The organism is Aeromonas sp. Y311-2 (assembly GCF_027706025.1).
GTDB lineage: Bacteria > Pseudomonadota > Gammaproteobacteria > Enterobacterales > Aeromonadaceae > Aeromonas > Aeromonas veronii.
The window spans coordinates 57,682-76,097 of sequence record NZ_JAPDCL010000020.1 but is presented as its reverse complement, the minus strand read 5'-3'; the positions used below and the strand labels follow the sequence as shown (position 1 = coordinate 76,097).

The window sequence follows — 18,416 nt, the reverse complement described above, 5'->3', positions numbered from 1 at the left end:
CTGTGGCACTCCCGCACATCGAGATCCGCCCATACCCCGTGTATGTGGCGGGCTCCAAAGACCCTTACCAGTTTCACTATCTGATCGAGATTGAGAATCTGGGGCCTGGCCCGGTGCAACTGCTGCATCGGCGCTGGCTCATCACCGATGCCAATGGCAAGATGCAGGAAGTGGCAGGCCCGGGCGTGGTCGGGGAACAACCCGTCATTGCCGAAGGTGAGACCTACCGCTACCAGAGCGGCGTGCCGCTGGCGACCCCGCTTGGGGTGATGGAAGGGAGCTATACCCTGCAAGATGGCTCTGGTCAGCAGTTTGAGGCGCCCATCGCCCCCTTCACGCTGGCCATCCCCAATATTATCAACTGAGGTTTCATGGCGAACTGTTTTGTCGGTGACATCCAGGGCTGTTACGACGACTTGCGCCGTCTGCTGGATCTTGCCGCGTTCGATCCCGACCAAGACGTGCTCTGGCTCTGCGGCGATCTGGTCGCCCGCGGCCCGGACTCCCTCAATACCCTGCGTTTTGTCAAAGGGCTGGGCAACCGTGCAGTTACCGTGCTCGGCAACCACGACCTGCACCTGCTGGCGGTCGCCGATGGCGTTGCACCGCTCAAGAAGAAAGACAAGCTGCAAAGCCTGATGGATGCCCCTGATCGGGATGAACTGCTGGAGTGGCTGCGCCACCGCCCGCTGCTGGCCGAACATCCGGATCTGCCCATCATGATGGTGCATGCCGGGATCTCCCCCGCATGGGATGTCCGCACCGCCCGCAACTGCGCCCGCGAGGTAGAGAGCCTGCTGCGCGGTGACCAGTACAGCTGGCTGCTGCACAACATGTACGGCGACCAGCCCGATGGCTGGAAAGATGATCTGGTCGGGATCGACCGCTACCGCTACATCATCAACACCTTCACCCGGATGCGCTTCTGCTATTTCGACGGTCGTCTCGACTTCAAATGCAAGAAGGGGCCCAAGGAGTCGACCCCGGGGCTGCGTCCCTGGTTCGAACAGCGCGAACACCACGTGGATGACCCCATTCTGGTGTTCGGCCACTGGGCGGCCCTGATGGGCAACACCGGCAAGAGCGATATCAAGGCGCTCGATACCGGCTGCGTCTGGGGCAACAGCCTGACCCTGTGGCGTTATGAAGATGATGCCCTGATCACCACCCCCTGCCCGGTTCACGCCAGCTAGAAAGTGCGCAGCAATCAGGCGATTGCTGCCGCACGGATGGCCACAACCCGCACCAATAACAAAGCCCGGCAGGTTGCCGGGCTTGCTGTTTAGGTTCCCTGTTTTCCGGCGAATGAAGTTACAACTTGCGCCCCAGCCGCTTCTCGATCTGGCGCCGCTCCCACTCGGGGCCAAACAGCTTGAAGGGCTGAAACACCCGAACAGCATGGGAGGCAAGTCCCAGCCCCCATCCCAGGGTTGGCCACCAGGCCCAGATGTACTCCGGATTGCTCAGGTAGTTGATGACAAACAGCCCGCAGATCACCACCACGTAGCTGGCGACATGGTGATAGAAGCCCTTGAGCTCCTCCACATAGCGCATTGCCGCCCGCTCCTCTGCCGATACCTGCACCGCATCCTGACCCATAGTGTCACTTCCTCTCATCTCGCGCTCCTGTTGCTTTGATCCATCCAGTTGAGCCACATCGAGTTCAAAGACGGCAGCCAGGGCCTTGAGAGATTCCAGTCCGGGTTGCTGCCCCTGCTCGATCCGCTGGATAGTGCGGACACTCAAACCAGTCAACGTTGCCAACTGATCCTGGGACCAACCCCGTTGCAATCTCAACTTCCTGACGATCATCTCGAACTCCTTGTGGTAATTGACAGGGCCAGCATAGGGCTTGCGCCGCGAAAGATGACACGACAGATAGCCGACATACATCTGACAGTCCTTTAAAATCAGATGGTTAATATTTTGATCTTGTCAGTCAGCCGCTCGTTCCCCCAGATATTGCACAAACCGTAACAGATAACCATCGGGATCCTGCAGCAAAAATTCGCGCTGCCCGGCCAGCATCTCACCCACTGGATACCAGACCTCAGTGGGCTGCCGGAAAAGTGCAATCTCGGCGGCCTGCAAGCGGTCGAGTAGCGGCTGGATCTCGGTCAGCTCCATCTGCAGATTGATCCCCCGACCGAACGGTGGCTCCAGCGCCCCGACCTGCCAACCCGCCGGATGTACCTGCTCCAGCATCAGTTGTACCTGTTGCTGTTCAAGATAAGCAAAAGGAGGGTCATCACGCCGATAGCGGACCGAGAAGCTCAACAAACCGGTATAGAAAACCAGAGATCGAGCCAGATCGGTAACCGACAGCTCCGGTACCATGGGATTCCAATACACCTCATCCACCGCGACAGTAGGGTTCGTCATGGCTTACAGGCTCTGCATCAGCTCGGCGGCAATTTCAAAGGAGCGCAGTCGGGCCTGATGATCGACGATAGGACCGTTGAACATCAGCTCATCGGCACGGGTTTCCGCCAGCAGGGCCTTGAGGCCGTGACGAACCTGCTCCGGGTCTCCCACTAGCGAGCGGGCAAGGGTCTGCTCCATCGCCATCAGCTCACGGGGCGCCCACTCGTCGCCAAGCTGGACGACCGGCGCGGGCAGCTTGCCCGCATCACCGCGATGGAGGCGCAAAAACTGCTGCTGCACGGTAGTGAACTGAAAGCGGGCTTCGCGCTCGCTGTCGGCGGCGATCATATTGATACAGACCACCGCATGGGGCTTGGGCCAGCGAGCAGAGGGGCGATACTGGCTACGATAGATCTCCAGCGCCTGCAGCAACATGGCGGGAGCAAAATGGGAGGCAAAACCGAACGGCAAGCCCATCGCCGCCGCCAGTTGCGCGCTGTAAAGGCTGGAACCCAGCAACCAAATAGGCAGATGCAGCCCCTGGCCGGGCACCGCCTGCACCGCGCCAATCTCGTCGCCAAAATAGCTCATCAGCTCGCGCACATCGGCTGGGAAATCATCCACCTCGCCACTGCGCATACGCCGTAGCGCCCGCATGGTGCGCTGATCGGTACCGGGGGCGCGACCAAGGCCCAAATCGATGCGGTCGGGATAGAGAGAAGCCAAAGTGCCAAACTGCTCGGCAATCACCAGTGGCGAGTGGTTCGGCAGCATGATGCCACCCGCCCCGATCCGCAGAGTGGTGGTGGCTTCGGCCAGATGGCCGATCAGCACCGAGGTGGCGGCACTGGCAATGCCAGGCATGTTGTGATGCTCGGCAAGCCAGTAGCGCTGGTAACCCCAACCCTCGGCATGGCGGGCAAGATCCCGTGAACGGCGAAACGACTCGGCAGGCACGGAACCTTCGGCAACAGGCACCAGATCGAGCACGGAATAGGGGATGGCAGACATGGGTCACTCCATTGATTTACAGGCCAGTAACAAGTGGGGCAATGTAGCACGGGATACCTGAATGAATCACTATCTCCTGCCACACTCTGCCTGCCAAGCGGCAGCAATCGAACGGAACAAATCTCAGGCAAGTATTGTTTGAACGCTCATCCTGCTGGCCGCGCATGCCTGGGGGGATCATATTTTCTTACATTTGCGGGCTGGCCTGAGCGCCCCGGGCTGGTTATAACGGTGCCCCTATAGCGAAGGGGGAGCAACAGACTCCCCCTCACTCTTTGTCACACCACACTGTTCAGGTTATCTATGTCAAAACATCTCGTTCTGCTGGGCGCGCTGACGCTGTCCGGCTGCGCCCTGTTGTCTCCCCCCGCCCCCACCGTCACCCCGGTGCACCTTGCCGATACCAGCCAGCGCGGCTTCTATATCGAGTGCAGCAGCATGAAAGCCTGCTTCCAGCAGGCCAACCAGACCTGCCCGCAAGGTTACAAGGAGACCGACCGCCGCCAGCAGACGCTCTACAGCACCCAGTATCTGGGGGGAAGCTATGACGACGAAAAGAAGGTCTACAAAGCAGCCAAGCCCTATCGCATCGCCAACACAATCCTCTCGCTGACCATCCAGTGTCCCGTCACTACAGGCTGAGCCAACCGAAGGGGTGCTCTCTCCCGTTACAGCGAAAAAGAAAACGGTCAACCGAGGTTGACCGTTTTTCACTGCGCAGCACCCTTAGAACAGCAGGTGTGCCACCCCGGCGATAACCGGCAAGGTAACCAGAGTGCGCAGCAGGAAGATAACGAACAGTTCCCATAGCTTGACCGGGATCTTGCTGCCCAGCAGCAGGGCGCCCACTTCCGACATATAGATCAGCTGGGTTACCGACATGGCGGCAATCACGAAGCGGGTCATGTCGCTCTCGATGGTCGAGGCCAGCACCGCCGGAATGAACATGTCGGCAAAACCGACCATGATGGTCTTGGACGCCGCTTCCGCCTCCGGCAGTTGCAGCAGCTCCAGCAAGGGGACAAACGGGGCGCCAAGCCAGTTGAAGATAGGGGTATGTTCGGCCAGCATCAGGGCGCAGGTACCGATCGCCATCACCACCGGCAGCACACCAAACACCATATCCAGTGCATTCTTCACCCCTTCCCGCGCGACGGCGCCGAGATCAGTCATGCTGTCAGCCTTGGTCAGGGCACGCTCGAAACCATAGCTCATCACGCTGTGCTGGTGCGGCACTGCTTCCTGCTTGCGGCACAGGGGAGTGCCATCGGCATAGATGTCCTTCTTCCAGCAAAGTGGCGGCAAACGCGGCACCACGATGGCGGCAACCACCCCCGCCAGACAGACGGTCAGGTAGAAGGGGACGAACATGTGCTCCAGCTTCACCTGGGAGATCACCACCAGACAGAAGGTGATGGAGACAGCAGAGAAAGTGGTGCCAATCACCGCGGCTTCACGCTGGGTATAGAACTTCCCTTCGTACTGCTTGCTGGTCAGCAGGATGCCGACGCTGCCATCGCCAAGCCAGGAGGCAAAGCAGTCCACTGCGGAGCGGCCCGGCAACCGGAAGACAGGACGCATGATGCGGGTCATCATGGTGCCGACAAATTCCAGCAGCCCGAAATCAAGCAGCAACGGCAGCAGCAGGCCGGCAAAAATGAAGACCGAAAACAGCACCGGCAGCAGATCGTTGAGCACCAGTCCACCGGTTGCGCCGGAGTAAAGCACCTCTGGCCCCACCTGGAAGAAGGTCAGCAGCACGAAGATACCGCCCAATACCCGCACGCAGGCCCAGAAAGGGGAGACATTGAACAAACTGTTGAGGAAAGGACGACGCACCAGAATCGCTGGCTTGAACAGCCAGGCAATCAGCGTCATCAGCATGGTGGTGGTGATCACCGCACTGACCATGGCGACCAGATAATCGGCAAAAACGCGCTGTACCAGCTTGGCCAGCACGGCCACCGGGATGGTGACGTTACCGTCATAGACGACCGGCGTCATGAACAGCAGGATCCCGATAAGTGACGGAACCAGAAACATCAACAAATTACGGCGAGTATTGACCGCAGGTGCTTCGAGACTCTTTTCCAACATGATATGACTGCCCTAATGTTACTTTTCCCTAGCCCGGCCAACCTGCGTATTCATGCATTAACCGGCAAAACGGGCGCAAGAATACTCTAAAAAAATGCACAAACAAGCCCTTAAGGCAGAAATCTGCGCATAAATATTTCCACAGGTAAACCTTCCATTAAAACAATAAGATACAGCGGCGCATATCGATTCAATCGACATCGCCAGATGATTGTTTCGTTATTGTTAATTTTGGTGGGCAGTATAATCGGTTATCAGTAGCAGGCAATAAGTGACATCACAAATATACCTAATGAGTTGCTGCTCGATAGACATAAAAAAACCGGAGCCTGTTCAGGCTCCGGTTTTCAATGAGAGTGACGGGGATCAGTCACGGACGTAGATGACTTCAACGCCATCATCTTCGTCGTCATCCCAATCGTCATCATCAAGCCCTTCATCGAAGGCAAGAGAGGCAGCCAGTGCTTCCGCTTCAGCCTTGGCCAGCTGGTTCTTGTGGTAGTCGTCCCACTTGAACTCCACCTTCTCGATGGCGTCTTTGGCATCTTCCGCCAGCTGACGGGGCATGGTATCCAGCAGATCCAGAATGTCGTAGCAGACCTTCTTGGTGCCTTCCTTGCTGATGGCAGTGATGGCATAGACCGGACCTTCGTGGTTCAGGGCCGCCTTGACGCGATCCATCACCTCCTGGGCTTCTTCTTCCAGGATCAGATCCATCTTGTTAAACACCAACCAGCGCGGCTTGCCAGCCAGTTCCGGGCTGTACTTCTCCAGCTCCTTGACGATGGTCACGGCATTTTCAGCAGGATCGGAGCCATCAACCGGGCAGATATCCACCAGGTGGATCAGCACGCGGCAACGCTCGAGGTGTTTCAGGAAGCGGATACCCAGACCTGCGCCTTCGGCAGCACCTTCGATCAGACCAGGGATATCGGCGATCACGAAGGAGCGGGAGTTTTCACCACGCACCACACCCAGGTTCGGTACCAGGGTAGTGAAGGGGTAATCAGCCACTTTCGGGCGAGCCGCAGAAACGGCGCGAATAAAGGTAGACTTGCCTGCGTTGGGCAGACCCAGCATGCCGACATCGGCCAGCAGCAGCAGCTCCAGCTTCAGGGTACGCACTTCACCAGGAGTACCGTTACTCTTCTGGCGGGGAGCACGGTTGACGGAGCTCTTGAAGCGGGTGTTGCCCAGACCGTGGAAACCACCTTTGGCAACCAGCAGCTTCTGCTCGTGGTGGGTCAGATCCCCCAGCAGTTCACCGGTATCTTCATCGGTCGCTCGGGTACCGACCGGCACACGCAGGATCTTGTCCTTGCCGCGGCGACCGGTACAGTTGGCGCTCTGGCCATTCTCACCGCGCTCGGCAGCATGGAAACGCTCGAAACGGTAGTCGATCAGGGTATTGAGGTTCTCGTCGGCGATCAGATATACGTCACCACCGTCACCACCGTCACCGCCGTCCGGACCACCGTTGGGAATATATTTTTCACGGCGAAAGCTTACACAACCGTTACCACCGTCACCGGCATCGACTCGAATCTGGACTTCATCAACAAACTTCATAGGTAACCGTCACCTTAATTCGAAAAACCGATACGCAATTATAGTGGTACAGACCCCTGCGGGCGATACGCATCTTGCCAATCATGCCCGTCAGAGCCAAAGTCAGCTGCGTTCCGTTTTTTCGTCAACGACATCAGAAAGACGTCAGAAAAACAAAAGCCCCGCCTGTTGGCGGGGCTTCGGATCCTTGCGGTCCGTAATTACTCAGCAACGATGCTAACGTACTTACGATTCAGCGGACCTTTAACTTCGAACAGGATTTTGCCAGTCGCGGTTGCGAACAGGGTGTGATCCTTGCCCAGACCGACGTTGGTGCCAGCGTGGAACTTGGTACCACGTTGACGAACGATGATGCTGCCAGCCAGAACTGTTTCGCCGCCGAAACGCTTCACGCCCAGGCGTTTAGCTTCAGAATCGCGACCGTTGCGGGATGAACCGCCAGCTTTTTTGTGTGCCATTTATCGGACTCCTCTAATTAAGCGCTGATGCCAGTGATTTTGACTTCAGTGAACCACTGACGGTGGCCCGCTTGCTTACGATGGTGCTTACGACGACGGAACTTGACGATAGTCACTTTCTCGCCACGGCCGTGAGCCACAACTTCAGCTACAACCTTGCCACCTTCAACGAAAGGAGCACCTACTTTAAAAGTGTCGCCTGCAGCAACCATCAGAACTTCGTTGAAGTCGATGGTAGCGCCAGTCTCAACGTTCAGCTTTTCCAGACGAACGATTTGACCTTCGGCCACACGGTGTTGTTTTCCGCCGCTTTGGAATACCGCGTACATTTGATTAACTCCGTAAAGGCATGTCTTTTGCTCAAGGCTAGACATGCGCAAAAACCTATAACAATGGGCGGGCATTCTACGCAAATCGATCTGCTCAGGCAAGGCCAATTTAGCAAAAAGTTTATTTTGTGCGCATATCTGCCGCCGTGGATAAACGCCTAACTGTAACCCATTGTGAAATCGTGTAGAATCCCTGCCATTACTAAAATCGCAGTTATTGCTGCTGTCACGTTACGAGACTTATGGACCAACAGACTATCCGTGCGCTCTGTGCCGCCGACATGACGGCGGTCAATGAACTGATCCTGGCCCGACTCCAGTCCGACGTTAGTCTGATTAATCAGCTGGGTTTCTACATTGTCAGCGCCGGCGGGAAACGGATGCGCCCCATGCTGACCGTGATGGCTGCGCGTGCGCTGGGCTATGAGGGTGAGGATCACCTGAAACTGGCCGCCATCATCGAATTCATTCACACCTCTACCCTGCTGCACGACGACGTGGTCGACGAATCCGACCTGCGCCGTGGCCGGGAGACCGCCAACGCCATGTTTGGCAATGCCGCCAGCGTGCTGGTCGGTGACTACCTCTATAGCCGCTCCTTCCAGATGATGGCCGAACTCTCCAACCTGCGGGTGATGGAGATCCTCTCGGATGCCACCAACACCATCGCCGAAGGAGAAGTATTGCAGCTGATGAACTGCAACGATCCGGATACCACCGAAGAGAGCTACATGACGGTCATCTACTGCAAGACCGCCAAGCTGTTCGAGGCCGCCACTCGCCTTGCAGCCGTGCTGACTCATCAGCCCGAGCCCGTCGAGCAGGCCATGACCGATTACGGCAAGTATCTGGGCACCGCGTTCCAGATCATCGATGACGTGATGGACTACTGCTCCCAGAGCGAAGAGATGGGCAAGAACGTCGGCGACGATCTGGCCGAAGGCAAACCGACCCTGCCGCTGCTGCGCGCCATGGAAGTGGGTACGCCGGAAGAGCGCCAGCTGGTGCGCGATGCCATCGAGCACCGCAACGGCATGGAGCATCTTGAGCAGATCCTCGGCATTCTCGACCGTACCGGCGCGCTGGAGTACTCCCGCATGCGAGCTAGGGAAGAGGCCGACAAGGCCATTGCCGCCCTCGCCATCCTGCCTGACTCCCCACACAAGCACGCACTGGAAACACTGGCCCACATGGCCGTGCAGCGCAGTGCCTGAGTAAACGGGATGCATGAAAAAAGAGGCCTTCGGCCTCTTTTTTATTGTCTGCTATCTGCTGAACTGTGCGTGCATTGCGCCAGACTCAGCGACTCAGCATCCAGAGGATCACGCCACCCGCAACCACTAACGAGCCGCCGATACGGCGCAACTGCTCCGGTGGCTGATCGCTCAGCAGCCGTAACATCTGCTGCCATGCCCTGGGCATCAGCAGCGGGCCGAGCCCCTCGAACAATAACAGCAATCCCAACCCCATCAGCATGGATGTCAGCATCCGACCTCCTTCAATGCAACCAGCCCCCTGGGTCGACGGCTGGCGTTGGCACCAAAAACAAAAGGGTCTGACAATGCAGACCCTTTGAATGTGACCTCGTGGCGATTACTGCTTGGTGCCGTGAGGAGACTTGAGGTAACGGAAGAACTCGCTGTCCGGCTTCAATACCATCAGGTCGTTGCCACCGGCAAAGCTCTTGCGATAGGCCTCCATGCTACGCACGAAGCTGAAAAACTCGGGGTCTTTCTTGTAGCTGTCGGCATAGATCTTGGCGGCTTCCGCATCCCCTTCACCGCGCAGCTGGCGAGCGTTACTCTCGGCGTCGGCGATCATGACGGTCACCTTGCGGTCGATATCGGCACGCAGGATTTCAGCCTTCTCGCGACCCTGAGAGCGGTGCTCACGGGCGACTGCGGTACGTTCGGCACGCATCCGCTGGTAAATGGAGTTGGAGACTTCCACCGGCAGGTTGATCTGCTTGATCCGCACATCCACCACCTTGATGCCGAGCTCGGAGGAGCGCGCCATCTTCTTCAGGGCATCTTCCATCACGGTACTGCGCTCACCGGAGACGATGTCTTTGATGGTGCGGTTACCGATCTCGGAACGCAGACCGTTATTGATCTTGCGCTTGAGCAGATCTTCCGCCTGCAGCTTGTTGCCACCACCGGTTGCCAGGTAGTACTTGGAGAAATCCTCGATCTTCCACTTCACGTAGGAGTCGATGATCAGGTCTTTCTTCTCGGAGGTGACAAAACGGTCGGCCTGGCTGTCAATGGTCTGGATGCGGGCATCCATCTTGCGAACCTGGTCGATGAGCGGCACCTTGAAGTGCAGGCCCGGCTCATAGAGGCGGGGTTCACCGGAGTCAACCCGCTTCACCTTGCCAAACTGCACCACAATCCCCTTCTGACCTTCATCAACGATAAAGACAGAAGAGAAGCAGACCATGGCCGCGACAGCGATTGCACCAATAGCTAGCTTTTTCATCTATCAGTTTCTCCCTGAGCTGAAGCGGTCACCGCTACGCAGCGGCATTGTCGGGGTAGAGTTGGCACCCTCGTTGGAAACGGGGACCTGCTCTGTGACCGGGGCGGCAGTGGCACGATCAGACTGGGTTACCTTCGGCTTGCCAGACAGCTTGTCGAGCGGCAGGTAGATCATGCTGTTGTTGCCAGCCGGCATGTCAACCACCACCTTGTTGGCCTGCTGATAGAGCTCTTCCATGGTTTCCAGATAGATACGCTCACGGGTCAGCTCGGGAGCAGCCAGATACTGGGGCAGCAGCTCGTTGAAGCGAGCAACTTCACCCTGGGCTTTCAACACGATCTGGGATTTGTAAGCTTCCGCTTCCTGCTCCAGACGCTTCACCTGACCACGGGCCTTGGGCTCCACTTCACGGGCATAGGCTTCTGCTTCACGAATGAAGCGCTGTTCATCTTCCTGAGCGGAGATTGCGTCATCAAACGCGTCTTTCACCTCTTCCGGCGGACGCGCCGGCAGGAAGTTGACGTCGACGATCTGCAGACCCATCTGGTAAGGCTCGATGATGCCATCGATCACCTGCCAGGTCTCCTGACGCACCTTCTCACGACCGGTAGTCAGGACGTCATCCATCCGGGTATGACCCACTACATAGCGCAGGGCGCTATCGGTGGCCTGACCCAGACTCTCGTCGGCATTGGTCACGCTGAACAGATATTGCTCGGGATTGACGACACGGTACTGCACGTCCATCTCGACCCGTACCACGTTCTCATCCTGAGTCAGCATGAAACCGGAGGCAGGCAGGGAGCGCACGGACTCGACGTCCACCGGGATCACCTGATCGATAAAGGTCGGCTTCCAGCGCAGGCCCGGCTCGACAATATGGGAAAACTTGCCAAACCGCAGCACGGCACCACGCTCCGCTTCGCGAATGGTGTAGAAGCCGCTGACGACCCACACCACCACAGCCACAACCAGCGCGATGGAGATACCAAAGCGACCTACATCGCCGCCAGATTTGCCGCCACCAAACAAGCCACCGAAACGGCGACTCACTTTGCGCAGCATTTCATCCAGATCAGGGGGTCCCTGATTCTTGCCGTTATTCCCCCAAGGGTCACGGTCTTTGCCGTTGTTACCAGGCTCATTCCAAGCCATCAGCGTCTCCATTAATACATGCGGATGGATATCATCTCTATCGGGCCGTCATACGTCGCGAAGCCCCTAAGGGTTCATCTTCATCAACGAATCAATGCCTGATAAAGCGTTGTAAACTCTCACCTTCCTGTTTCACGAGGCGGTTCCAGTCGGCCACTTGCAAGCGGACTTCCAGCACGAAATCACCCTCCTCGCTAAAACCTTCCTGCTCAATCCCTTTCAGCTGATAGAGCGCACTGCGCAATCTCGCGGCAGAAGGAGGCAACTGCAGGGTGTGATGCACCATGGAGCCAGCCAGCAATTCGGTCAGCGCCGTAAACAGATGCTCACAACCTTCACCGGTCTGGGCCGACAACCAGACGCGCAACGGGCGCCCCTCGTCATCTCGCTCCAGACCTGCCGGACGATCCGCCAGCTTGTCGATCTTGTTGCAGATCATCAGCTGGGGCCTGTCATCGGCTTCGATCTCGGCCAATACCTGCTGCACGGAGTCGATATTCTCCTGCATCTGCTCATCGGCACAGTCCACCACATGCAGCAGCAGATCCGCTTCACGGGTCTCCTGCAGGGTCGCCTTGAAGGCCGCGACCAGATCATGGGGCAAGTGTCGAATAAATCCAACTGTATCCGCCAAAATCACATCACCCACATCCCGGATCACCAGTTTACGCAGGGTGGGATCCAGAGTTGCGAACAATTGGTCGGCAGCATACACGCTGGCAGCTGTAAGTTGGTTGAACAAAGTGGACTTTCCGGCGTTGGTATAACCAACCAGTGACACCGTCGGTACTTCATTACGGTTGCGGGCGCGGCGTCCCTGCTCCCGCTGCTTGGCCACCTTGTCGAGCCGACGCAAAATCGCCTTGATGCGTTCCCGCAGCAGACGTCGGTCAGTTTCAAGCTGGGTTTCACCCGGGCCACGCAGACCGATCCCGCCCTTTTGACGCTCAAGGTGGGTCCAGCCTCGCACCAAACGAGTGGAAAGATGGCGCAACTGGGCCAGTTCGACCTGCAGTTTACCTTCGTGGGTTCGGGCGCGCTGGGCAAAGATATCGAGGATCAGGCCGGTTCGATCCACCACCCGGCACTGGAACAGACGCTCCAGGTTGCGCTCCTGGGCGGGAGTCAGGGCATGGTTGAAGATGACGACGTCGGCATCCAGCATCTGGACTTGGGACGCAATCTCTTCAGCCTTGCCACTGCCGACAAAAAATTTGGCACTGGGCGCACTGCGACTGGTGGTAATTACCCCCAGCGCATTGACTCCGGCCGAGCTCACCAACATCTTGAGCTCTTCCAGATCCTCCCGCTCACCCTCATCACTGAAGTTGACATGCACCAGAACGGCCTGTTCGCCAGCTTCATAACGGTCAAACAAGCGCTTGCTCCTTAACAGGAATCATGATGAATCTGAGTTGGCGAGTCGACTCGCCCAGGGATATCACGCCTCGGCATCACCCTGTTCATCAGCCGCGCCACCCGGAGTGGGCTGGTGATGATTGACGGCACGGGCCGGTACGACAGTCGAGATGGCGTGCTTGTAAACCATCTGGCTCACGGTGTTTTTCAGCAGGATAACAAACTGGTCAAAAGACTCGATCTGACCTTGCAGTTTGATGCCGTTCACCAAATAGATAGAAACAGGAATCCGCTCACGGCGCAGCGCATTCAAAAACGGGTCTTGGAGAGATTGCCCCTTAGCCATTTTTCTTTTCCTTATAGTTTGTTGTTTTTAAACACCGAATATCAATATAACAACCTGATTATACAGGGAGTGTCAAGCCGCACCAGCGCGAGCAAGCACGCGGTCGAGATTGCCAGACTCACCAGATTCCAACCAGGTCACATCGGGCCAGCCGCGCAACCAGGTCATCTGTCGTTTTGCCAATTGGCGTGTGGCAACAATGCCACGATAACGCATCTCATCATACCCCACTTCACCACACAGGTAGTCCCACATTTGGCGATAACCCACACAGCGAATGGAGGGGAGATCCGGGTGCAGATCGCCGCGCGCCATCAGCGCACGAACCTCCTGTTCAAAGCCGCCTTGCAGCATCTTGTCAAAGCGCAGTTCGATCCGCTGATGCAGCACGGCGCGATCGCTCGGAGCGATGGCAAACTGCTGCACCCGATAGGGCAATCCCTCCCCCTGTACCTGCGTCAGCTCGGTAAGGGTCTTGCCGCTGATACGGTAGACCTCAAGCGCCCGGCTGAGCCGCTGCGGGTCATTGGGGTGAATTCGCGCCCCGGCCACCGGGTCAATGCGCACCAGCTCATCGTGCAACGCCTGCCAACCGAGGCGGGCAGCCTCTTCCTCAATCCCGGCACGAATGGCGGGATCGGCGGAGGGCAATGGGGACAATCCCTCCAGCAGCGCCTTGAAATAGAGCATGGTGCCGCCCACCAGCAGCGGAATGCGGCCACGATCGACGATCTCTTTCATCTCTCGCAGGGCATCCCTGCAAAAATCGGCTGCCGAATAGCTCAAGGCCGGGTCAAGAATGTTGATCAGCCGGTGCGGGGCCCGCGCCAGCTCATCGGCAGTCGGCTTGGCCGTACCTATATCCATGCCGCGATAGATCAGCGCAGAATCGACGCTGATAATGTCGCAAGGCAATGCCTGGCACAGTTCAATGGCGAGATCCGTCTTGCCGGAGGCCGTCGGCCCCATCAGAAAAATTGCGGTCGGCAAGTCACTCGCCATGTTCAAACTCCTCCAGCACGGTCGCCAGCGAAAGCGGGCGCACCATGCGAATGTCTGCCAGTTGGTCACTGAAATCGGTCACAAGTTCCGTCAGCAGACGACTGGCAGTTGAAAAATCGTATATCTTCTCGCGGCTTATCCCCTGCTCCACCAGCCATTGGCATAATACTTCAGCCTGCTGACCAGCATCACTGTCAGATCCGCCCTCGATAATTTGCAGCAATTCGGGTAACAGACGCACCAGATCGGTCTGGCGCAGCAGAGCTGGCACCCGAGTCAGGATCATGGTGTCGCGCCCCCCGCTTTTCAACTCAAGCCCCATCCGTTTCAGCAAACGCTCCTGCTCGGTCGCCAGCGCGACCAAATTCTTCGGCAATTTGAAGGAGACCGGCAGCAACAGTGGCTGGGCCGCCAGCCCCTGACCCCAGGTCTCCAGCAACCAGTGGCGTAGCAGCACCCGCTCGGCGCGTACCAGCGAAAGCAGCGCCAGCTGATTATCACGCTCGATCAACAGGTAAGCCTGAGCCACCAGTGCCAGGGCGCGACATCCCCCCTGTTTGGGTGACGGCACCGTGTCGGTGGACTGTGTGGGAGCAGCCTCAGTCGCAGTTGCGATAGGCAGCGTAGTGAGCAGAGCGCCCATGCCGCGCATCGCCTCCCGGCTCGGCGGCTCGGGCGGTTGATAATTGCTGGCTCGGCCAGCCCCACCGCCCCCCTCCCGCACCTGTGCAGGTGCCCGGTAGCTGTGCTCGGCACCGTACCACTCGGTACGCGGTGCCTGACCGGGATATTCAATCTGCGGACTGACCGGCAACTCGACCAGGGTTTCGGCCAGCGGAGTGTCCTGATGAGCGGCGCTCACCCCTTCGCGGCGCAGCGCAGTAAACAGCGCCTGAAAGATAAAGTCGTGGATCAGCCGCGCCTGATGGAAGCGCACCTCATGCTTGGCCGGGTGGACGTTGACATCCACCTGACGGGGATCCAGCTCGATATAGAGCACATAAGCGGCGAAGCGGTCGGGAGGCAACAACTCGTCATAGGCCTGACGAATGGCGTGGTTGATGAGCTTGTCGCGCATCATCCGGCCGTTTACGTAGGTGTATTGCAGATCGTTTTGCGGTCTTGCCCCCTCCGGAGTCGCCAGCCAGCCCCACAGCCGCACGTCGCTATGCTCGCTCTCCACCGCCAGCGCATGGTGCATGAAGGGAGTGCCGCAAACGGCGGCGAGACGTCGCTCCTGCTCCGGCACGGTATTGGCGGCCTTGTACTGGCGCACCACCTTGCCATTGTGGCGCAGGATCAGGGTGGCATCGAAGCGGGAGAGCGCGATGCGGCGCACCAGCTCATCGATATGGGCAAACTCGGTCTTTTCGCTGCGCATGAACTTGCGCCGCGCGGGGGTATTGAAGAAGAGATCCACCACCTCCACCGTGGTGCCCACCGGATGGGCCGCCGGCTTGATGGTGACGCTCATCTCGCGCCCTTCCGCCTGGGCTTGCCAGGCTTCGGACTGATCTGCAGTACGGGAGGTGAAGGTGAGACGGGAAACCGAGCTGATAGAGGCGAGCGCCTCGCCACGAAAACCGAGGCTGTTGATCCCTTCCAGATCGTCCAGCGTGGCCACCTTGGAGGTCGCATGACGCGACAGCGCCAGCACCAGCTCGTCTTTGGCGACGCCACAGCCGTTGTCACGGATGCGGATCAGCTTGGCCCCCCCCTTGTCGATGTCGATCTCGACCCGGTCGGCCCCCGCATCCAGGCTGTTTTCCACCAGCTCTTTCACCACAGATGAGGGCCGCTCCACCACCTCTCCGGCTGCAATCTGGTTGGCCAGAATGGGTGGCAAAATACGGATCGGCATCACTTACTCCTGAATTTCAATCTTGCGGATGGTCAGTCTCTTAAGGCTCCAGGAGGGCCGCTCCACCACCTCTCCACCAACCGGAATCTGGTTGGCAAGGATAGGGGGCAATATACGGATCGGCATAACTTGCTCCTGAATTTCAATCTTGCTGATGGTATTCGCTAACAGCGGGAGCGGCATCACCCGCCCCGCACGTCAGTTTTGCGGAATGTAGAGCACCTGCCCTACCTGAATATTCCGCGACTTGAGCTTGTTGATCTCCACCAGCCGTGCCTGACTCACCCCATGTTTCTCGGCAAGGCGGGAGAGGCTCTCGCCCCGCTTGACCACATGGCGGGTCATCTGCGACTTGTCGTCACTGCGAACGGGGGCGGCACTACGGCTCTGCCCCTGCTGGGGAATATAGATGGTCTGACCGATCTGAATATCCCGGCTGCGCAGCTGGTTGATCTCCACCAGAGTGGACTGACTCACCCCATGCTTCTCGGCAAGGCGAGAGAGGCTCTCGCCCCGTTTGACCACATGGCGGAGCATCCGCGATTTGTCATAGTCCCCCACACTGCTGACCGGTGCACCGCTCTCCTGCGCTGCCGCCGAGTAAGGCTTGATCACCCCGGCGCCAGAGCCGCTCCCAGCACCGCCGTCGCGGGCGGTGGCGGGCATCTTGTTGGTCACTACCGGCTGCGACTGTGTCTGCCTGGGCTGGCTCACCGGCTGCCGGGCTACCGGTGCAGGGCGAGTAGCGGCAGGTTGGCTCACCTGCCCCTTGCCGGTCAGCATGGCCCCCTTGGTCGGGTGGGCGCGGTAGTAGTTGCGGATCCCCTCGAAGATGGCGCGGGCCAGCTGGTCCTGATAGCTGGCGGTGGCCAGCAGCTTCTCTTCCGCATGGTTGGAGATAAAGCCGGTTTCGACCAGCACGGATGGAATATCCGGCGCCTTCAGCACCGCCAGACTGGCATGTTCCGGCGCCTTCTTGTGCAGTCGGGCGACCTTGCCCATGGAGCGCAGGATCTGGCGGCTGACGTCATATCCTTCGGCACGGGACTTGTCCATGGAGAGGTCGAGGAAGGTCTGTGCCAGATAGGGGTTGGGATCGGATTCCGCCAACACCTTGCCGACACCGCCCAGCAGCTCGCCCTGCTTCTCCTGCTTCTCCAGCCAGCTGCCCATCTCGCGGTTGGCACGGTTGGTCGAGAGGACCCAGACAGAGGCGCCGCGCGGAGTGGAGTTATGGAAGCTGTCCGCATGGACCGACACCAGCAGATCCGCCTTGGCCTTGCGGGCAATCTCGGAGCGCTTGTTGAGGTCGACGAAATAGTCGCCACGACGGGTCAGCACGGCGCGCATCCCCGGCTCGCGGTCGATCAGTGCAGCCAGCTTCTGGGAGACCGCCAGCGTGACCCGCTTCTCGTAGGTACGACGCGGGCCAATGGAGCCCGGGTCTTCCCCGCCATGGCCAGGGTCGATAGCAATCACCACCCCCTTGCCCTTGCCACCGACGGGCGTGGCTTGCACCGCAGCCGCCGAGCGCTTCTCTTCATAAGGCAGGTCGATGACCAGACGGTGGCCATAGGGGCCGGCTGGCGCCAACGGAAAGACCACCGGCTTGATGGCGGAGCTGAGATCCATCACCAGCCGCAGACCGCCCTTCTCCAGCGGTGTACTCTGGCGGATCTTGCGCACCAGTTCGCTGTTGTTCTCGATCCGGGCAAGATTGGCGGCGTTGCTCGCCCCTTTCAGATCGATCACCAGCCGATCCGGGCCGGTGAGGGTGAAGTAGTTGTAATTGGGGGCGCTGCTCATGTCGAGCACCACCCGGGTGTTATCCGGTGATGGCCAGATTCGTACGCTCTTGAGCTGATTCGCCCAGGAGGGTAACGCCATCAAAGAGAGAGCAATAACAAGGATCAAGCGCACGTAGATGACAACCGTTCCAGAATGGCTTCGCCAATAGCAGTGCGAGCCTCTATCAGAACCTCGCGCTGCTCGCCTACATAAGTGAGGGTAATTTCCAGGTCGGGAGCCGGTAACCAGCCCTCGCCCTTCTCGGACCACTCCACCAGACAGAGAGTGTTGGCGGCAAAATAGTCCCGAATGCCCATGAATTCCAGCTCTTCCGGATCAGCCAGGCGATAGAGATCGAAATGGTAGACCTGCCAACCATCGAGCTCATAGGGTTCGACCAGGGTGTAAGTCGGGCTTTTTACCTTACCCTGATGGCCAAGGCCCTGCACCCAGCCGCGGGTCAGGGTGGTTTTACCGGCGCCAAGCGTGCCATGCAAAAACACTGTGGTCGCCTGCTGGCAGGCCTGTGCCAGACGGCCACCCAGTGCCACGGTTGCTGCCTCGTCCGGCAGTGTCATCATCAACTGTTTTGCCATGTT

At 58.5% G+C, this 18,416-nt stretch carries 21 protein-coding genes; 4 read left to right on the top strand and 17 right to left on the bottom strand.

What is annotated here, in order from left to right; all coding sequences use genetic code 11:
• The first annotated feature begins 2 nt into the window (after positions 1 to 2).
• Entirely contained in the window at positions 3 to 365 is a 363-nt protein-coding gene (gene apaG / locus OKC42_RS17195) for a Co2+/Mg2+ efflux protein ApaG (RefSeq protein WP_040065073.1), read from the top strand.
• Between the two features lie 6 nt (positions 366 to 371).
• On the top strand, positions 372 to 1,193 hold the full coding sequence (locus OKC42_RS17190; protein WP_069555848.1) for a symmetrical bis(5'-nucleosyl)-tetraphosphatase: 822 nt from the start codon (positions 372 to 374) through the stop codon (positions 1,191 to 1,193).
• 118 nt (positions 1,194 to 1,311) lie between these two features.
• On the opposite strand, the gene OKC42_RS17185 is transcribed toward OKC42_RS17190, so the two are convergent.
• From OKC42_RS17185 to OKC42_RS17175, 3 genes are all read right to left on the bottom strand, one after another.
• A complete protein-coding gene (locus OKC42_RS17185; RefSeq protein WP_076492785.1) occupies positions 1,312 to 1,812 on the bottom strand; it encodes a 2TM domain-containing protein in 501 nt (166 codons plus the stop codon).
• A 123-nt stretch (positions 1,813 to 1,935) separates the two neighbouring features.
• Complete coding sequence (locus tag OKC42_RS17180; protein ID WP_174218986.1) at positions 1,936 to 2,382, bottom strand: bleomycin resistance protein; 447 nt, start codon at positions 2,380 to 2,382, stop codon at positions 1,936 to 1,938.
• A gap of 3 nt (positions 2,383 to 2,385) precedes the next feature.
• Positions 2,386 to 3,375 (bottom strand): luciferase-like monooxygenase, encoded by a 990-nt coding sequence (locus tag OKC42_RS17175; protein ID WP_042054888.1) that lies wholly within the window; start codon positions 3,373 to 3,375, stop codon positions 2,386 to 2,388.
• Positions 3,376 to 3,678: 303 nt separating this feature from the next.
• Here OKC42_RS17175 and OKC42_RS17170 point away from each other — a divergent pair, with 303 nt between their 5' ends.
• A complete protein-coding gene (locus tag OKC42_RS17170) occupies positions 3,679 to 4,017 on the top strand; it encodes a hypothetical protein (RefSeq protein ID WP_106842265.1) in 339 nt (112 codons plus the stop codon).
• Positions 4,018 to 4,101: 84 nt separating this feature from the next.
• Here the strand turns inward: OKC42_RS17170 and OKC42_RS17165 are convergent, their stop codons facing one another.
• The 4 genes from OKC42_RS17165 to rplU form a co-directional block, all read right to left on the bottom strand.
• On the bottom strand, positions 4,102 to 5,472 hold the full coding sequence (locus OKC42_RS17165; protein WP_064338715.1) for a YjiH family protein: 1,371 nt from the start codon (positions 5,470 to 5,472) through the stop codon (positions 4,102 to 4,104).
• A gap of 366 nt (positions 5,473 to 5,838) precedes the next feature.
• Positions 5,839 to 7,041, bottom strand: coding sequence for an Obg family GTPase CgtA (gene cgtA, locus OKC42_RS17160; protein ID WP_005339026.1), 1,203 nt, complete (start codon positions 7,039 to 7,041; stop codon positions 5,839 to 5,841).
• Positions 7,042 to 7,241: 200 nt separating this feature from the next.
• Positions 7,242 to 7,499 carry a 50S ribosomal protein L27 gene (rpmA, locus tag OKC42_RS17155; protein WP_005339028.1) on the bottom strand — a complete coding sequence of 86 codons (258 nt, stop codon included), beginning with the start codon at positions 7,497 to 7,499 and terminating at the stop codon, positions 7,242 to 7,244.
• Positions 7,500 to 7,516: 17 nt separating this feature from the next.
• Positions 7,517 to 7,828, bottom strand: a complete 312-nt coding sequence (gene rplU, locus OKC42_RS17150) for a 50S ribosomal protein L21 (RefSeq protein WP_005304210.1) — start codon at positions 7,826 to 7,828, stop codon at positions 7,517 to 7,519.
• Between the two features lie 242 nt (positions 7,829 to 8,070).
• Between rplU and ispB the strand changes: the two genes are divergently transcribed.
• Entirely contained in the window at positions 8,071 to 9,042 is a 972-nt protein-coding gene (gene ispB, locus OKC42_RS17145) for an octaprenyl diphosphate synthase (protein ID WP_005339034.1), read from the top strand.
• 85 nt (positions 9,043 to 9,127) lie between these two features.
• On the opposite strand, the gene OKC42_RS17140 is transcribed toward ispB, so the two are convergent.
• The 10 genes from OKC42_RS17140 to tsaE form a co-directional block, all read right to left on the bottom strand.
• On the bottom strand, positions 9,128 to 9,316 hold the full coding sequence (locus OKC42_RS17140; RefSeq protein WP_159143056.1) for a DUF2065 domain-containing protein: 189 nt from the start codon (positions 9,314 to 9,316) through the stop codon (positions 9,128 to 9,130).
• 105 nt (positions 9,317 to 9,421) lie between these two features.
• Positions 9,422 to 10,306 (bottom strand): protease modulator HflC, encoded by an 885-nt coding sequence (gene hflC, locus OKC42_RS17135; RefSeq protein WP_005339038.1) that lies wholly within the window; start codon positions 10,304 to 10,306, stop codon positions 9,422 to 9,424.
• A gap of 3 nt (positions 10,307 to 10,309) precedes the next feature.
• Positions 10,310 to 11,461 (bottom strand): FtsH protease activity modulator HflK, encoded by a 1,152-nt coding sequence (gene hflK / locus OKC42_RS17130; protein ID WP_005341060.1) that lies wholly within the window; start codon positions 11,459 to 11,461, stop codon positions 10,310 to 10,312.
• Positions 11,462 to 11,552: 91 nt separating this feature from the next.
• Positions 11,553 to 12,839: a ribosome rescue GTPase HflX gene (hflX, locus tag OKC42_RS17125; protein WP_005339043.1), complete on the bottom strand. Its 1,287-nt coding sequence runs from the start codon at positions 12,837 to 12,839 to the stop codon at positions 11,553 to 11,555.
• Positions 12,840 to 12,902: 63 nt separating this feature from the next.
• On the bottom strand, positions 12,903 to 13,166 hold the full coding sequence (hfq, locus tag OKC42_RS17120) for an RNA chaperone Hfq (RefSeq protein ID WP_005339045.1): 264 nt from the start codon (positions 13,164 to 13,166) through the stop codon (positions 12,903 to 12,905).
• A 72-nt stretch (positions 13,167 to 13,238) separates the two neighbouring features.
• Entirely contained in the window at positions 13,239 to 14,168 is a 930-nt protein-coding gene (gene miaA, locus OKC42_RS17115) for a tRNA (adenosine(37)-N6)-dimethylallyltransferase MiaA (RefSeq protein WP_043822987.1), read from the bottom strand.
• Entirely contained in the window at positions 14,158 to 16,029 is a 1,872-nt protein-coding gene (gene mutL, locus OKC42_RS17110) for a DNA mismatch repair endonuclease MutL (RefSeq protein WP_270820327.1), read from the bottom strand. The genes miaA and mutL overlap by 11 nt, the downstream gene beginning before the upstream one ends.
• Before the next feature lie 3 nt (positions 16,030 to 16,032).
• A complete protein-coding gene (locus tag OKC42_RS17105; protein WP_265177011.1) occupies positions 16,033 to 16,155 on the bottom strand; it encodes a hypothetical protein in 123 nt (40 codons plus the stop codon).
• Between the two features lie 72 nt (positions 16,156 to 16,227).
• The gene (locus OKC42_RS17100) at positions 16,228 to 17,916 is read right to left on the bottom strand and encodes an N-acetylmuramoyl-L-alanine amidase (protein ID WP_259584041.1); all 1,689 of its coding nucleotides are present in this window, start codon (positions 17,914 to 17,916) and stop codon (positions 16,228 to 16,230) included.
• A 23-nt stretch (positions 17,917 to 17,939) separates the two neighbouring features.
• Positions 17,940 to 18,413 (bottom strand): tRNA (adenosine(37)-N6)-threonylcarbamoyltransferase complex ATPase subunit type 1 TsaE, encoded by a 474-nt coding sequence (gene tsaE / locus OKC42_RS17095; RefSeq protein ID WP_005339056.1) that lies wholly within the window; start codon positions 18,411 to 18,413, stop codon positions 17,940 to 17,942.
• Between the last annotated feature and the right edge of the window lie 3 nt (positions 18,414 to 18,416).

Coding starts and splice junctions, on each gene's coding strand:
- hflK (WP_005341060.1), bottom strand. CDS start 11,461: ATGGCTTGGAATGAGCCTGGTAACAACGGCAAAGACCGTGACCCTTGG.
- miaA (WP_043822987.1), bottom strand. CDS start 14,168: ATGGCGAGTGACTTGCCGACCGCAATTTTTCTGATGGGGCCGACGGCC.
- OKC42_RS17175 (WP_042054888.1), bottom strand. CDS start 3,375: ATGTCTGCCATCCCCTATTCCGTGCTCGATCTGGTGCCTGTTGCCGAA.
- OKC42_RS17105 (WP_265177011.1), bottom strand. CDS start 16,155: ATGCCGATCCGTATATTGCCCCCTATCCTTGCCAACCAGATTCCGGTT.
- hflC (WP_005339038.1), bottom strand. CDS start 10,306: ATGAAAAAGCTAGCTATTGGTGCAATCGCTGTCGCGGCCATGGTCTGC.
- OKC42_RS17165 (WP_064338715.1), bottom strand. CDS start 5,472: ATGTTGGAAAAGAGTCTCGAAGCACCTGCGGTCAATACTCGCCGTAAT.
- mutL (WP_270820327.1), bottom strand. CDS start 16,029: ATGCCGATCCGTATTTTGCCACCCATTCTGGCCAACCAGATTGCAGCC.
- OKC42_RS17140 (WP_159143056.1), bottom strand. CDS start 9,316: ATGCTGACATCCATGCTGATGGGGTTGGGATTGCTGTTATTGTTCGAG.
- OKC42_RS17170 (WP_106842265.1), top strand. CDS start 3,679: ATGTCAAAACATCTCGTTCTGCTGGGCGCGCTGACGCTGTCCGGCTGC.
- cgtA (WP_005339026.1), bottom strand. CDS start 7,041: ATGAAGTTTGTTGATGAAGTCCAGATTCGAGTCGATGCCGGTGACGGT.
- OKC42_RS17185 (WP_076492785.1), bottom strand. CDS start 1,812: ATGATCGTCAGGAAGTTGAGATTGCAACGGGGTTGGTCCCAGGATCAG.
- hfq (WP_005339045.1), bottom strand. CDS start 13,166: ATGGCTAAGGGGCAATCTCTCCAAGACCCGTTTTTGAATGCGCTGCGC.
- OKC42_RS17180 (WP_174218986.1), bottom strand. CDS start 2,382: ATGACGAACCCTACTGTCGCGGTGGATGAGGTGTATTGGAATCCCATG.
- ispB (WP_005339034.1), top strand. CDS start 8,071: ATGGACCAACAGACTATCCGTGCGCTCTGTGCCGCCGACATGACGGCG.
- rplU (WP_005304210.1), bottom strand. CDS start 7,828: ATGTACGCGGTATTCCAAAGCGGCGGAAAACAACACCGTGTGGCCGAA.
- OKC42_RS17190 (WP_069555848.1), top strand. CDS start 372: ATGGCGAACTGTTTTGTCGGTGACATCCAGGGCTGTTACGACGACTTG.
- tsaE (WP_005339056.1), bottom strand. CDS start 18,413: ATGGCAAAACAGTTGATGATGACACTGCCGGACGAGGCAGCAACCGTG.
- rpmA (WP_005339028.1), bottom strand. CDS start 7,499: ATGGCACACAAAAAAGCTGGCGGTTCATCCCGCAACGGTCGCGATTCT.
- OKC42_RS17100 (WP_259584041.1), bottom strand. CDS start 17,916: ATGGCGTTACCCTCCTGGGCGAATCAGCTCAAGAGCGTACGAATCTGG.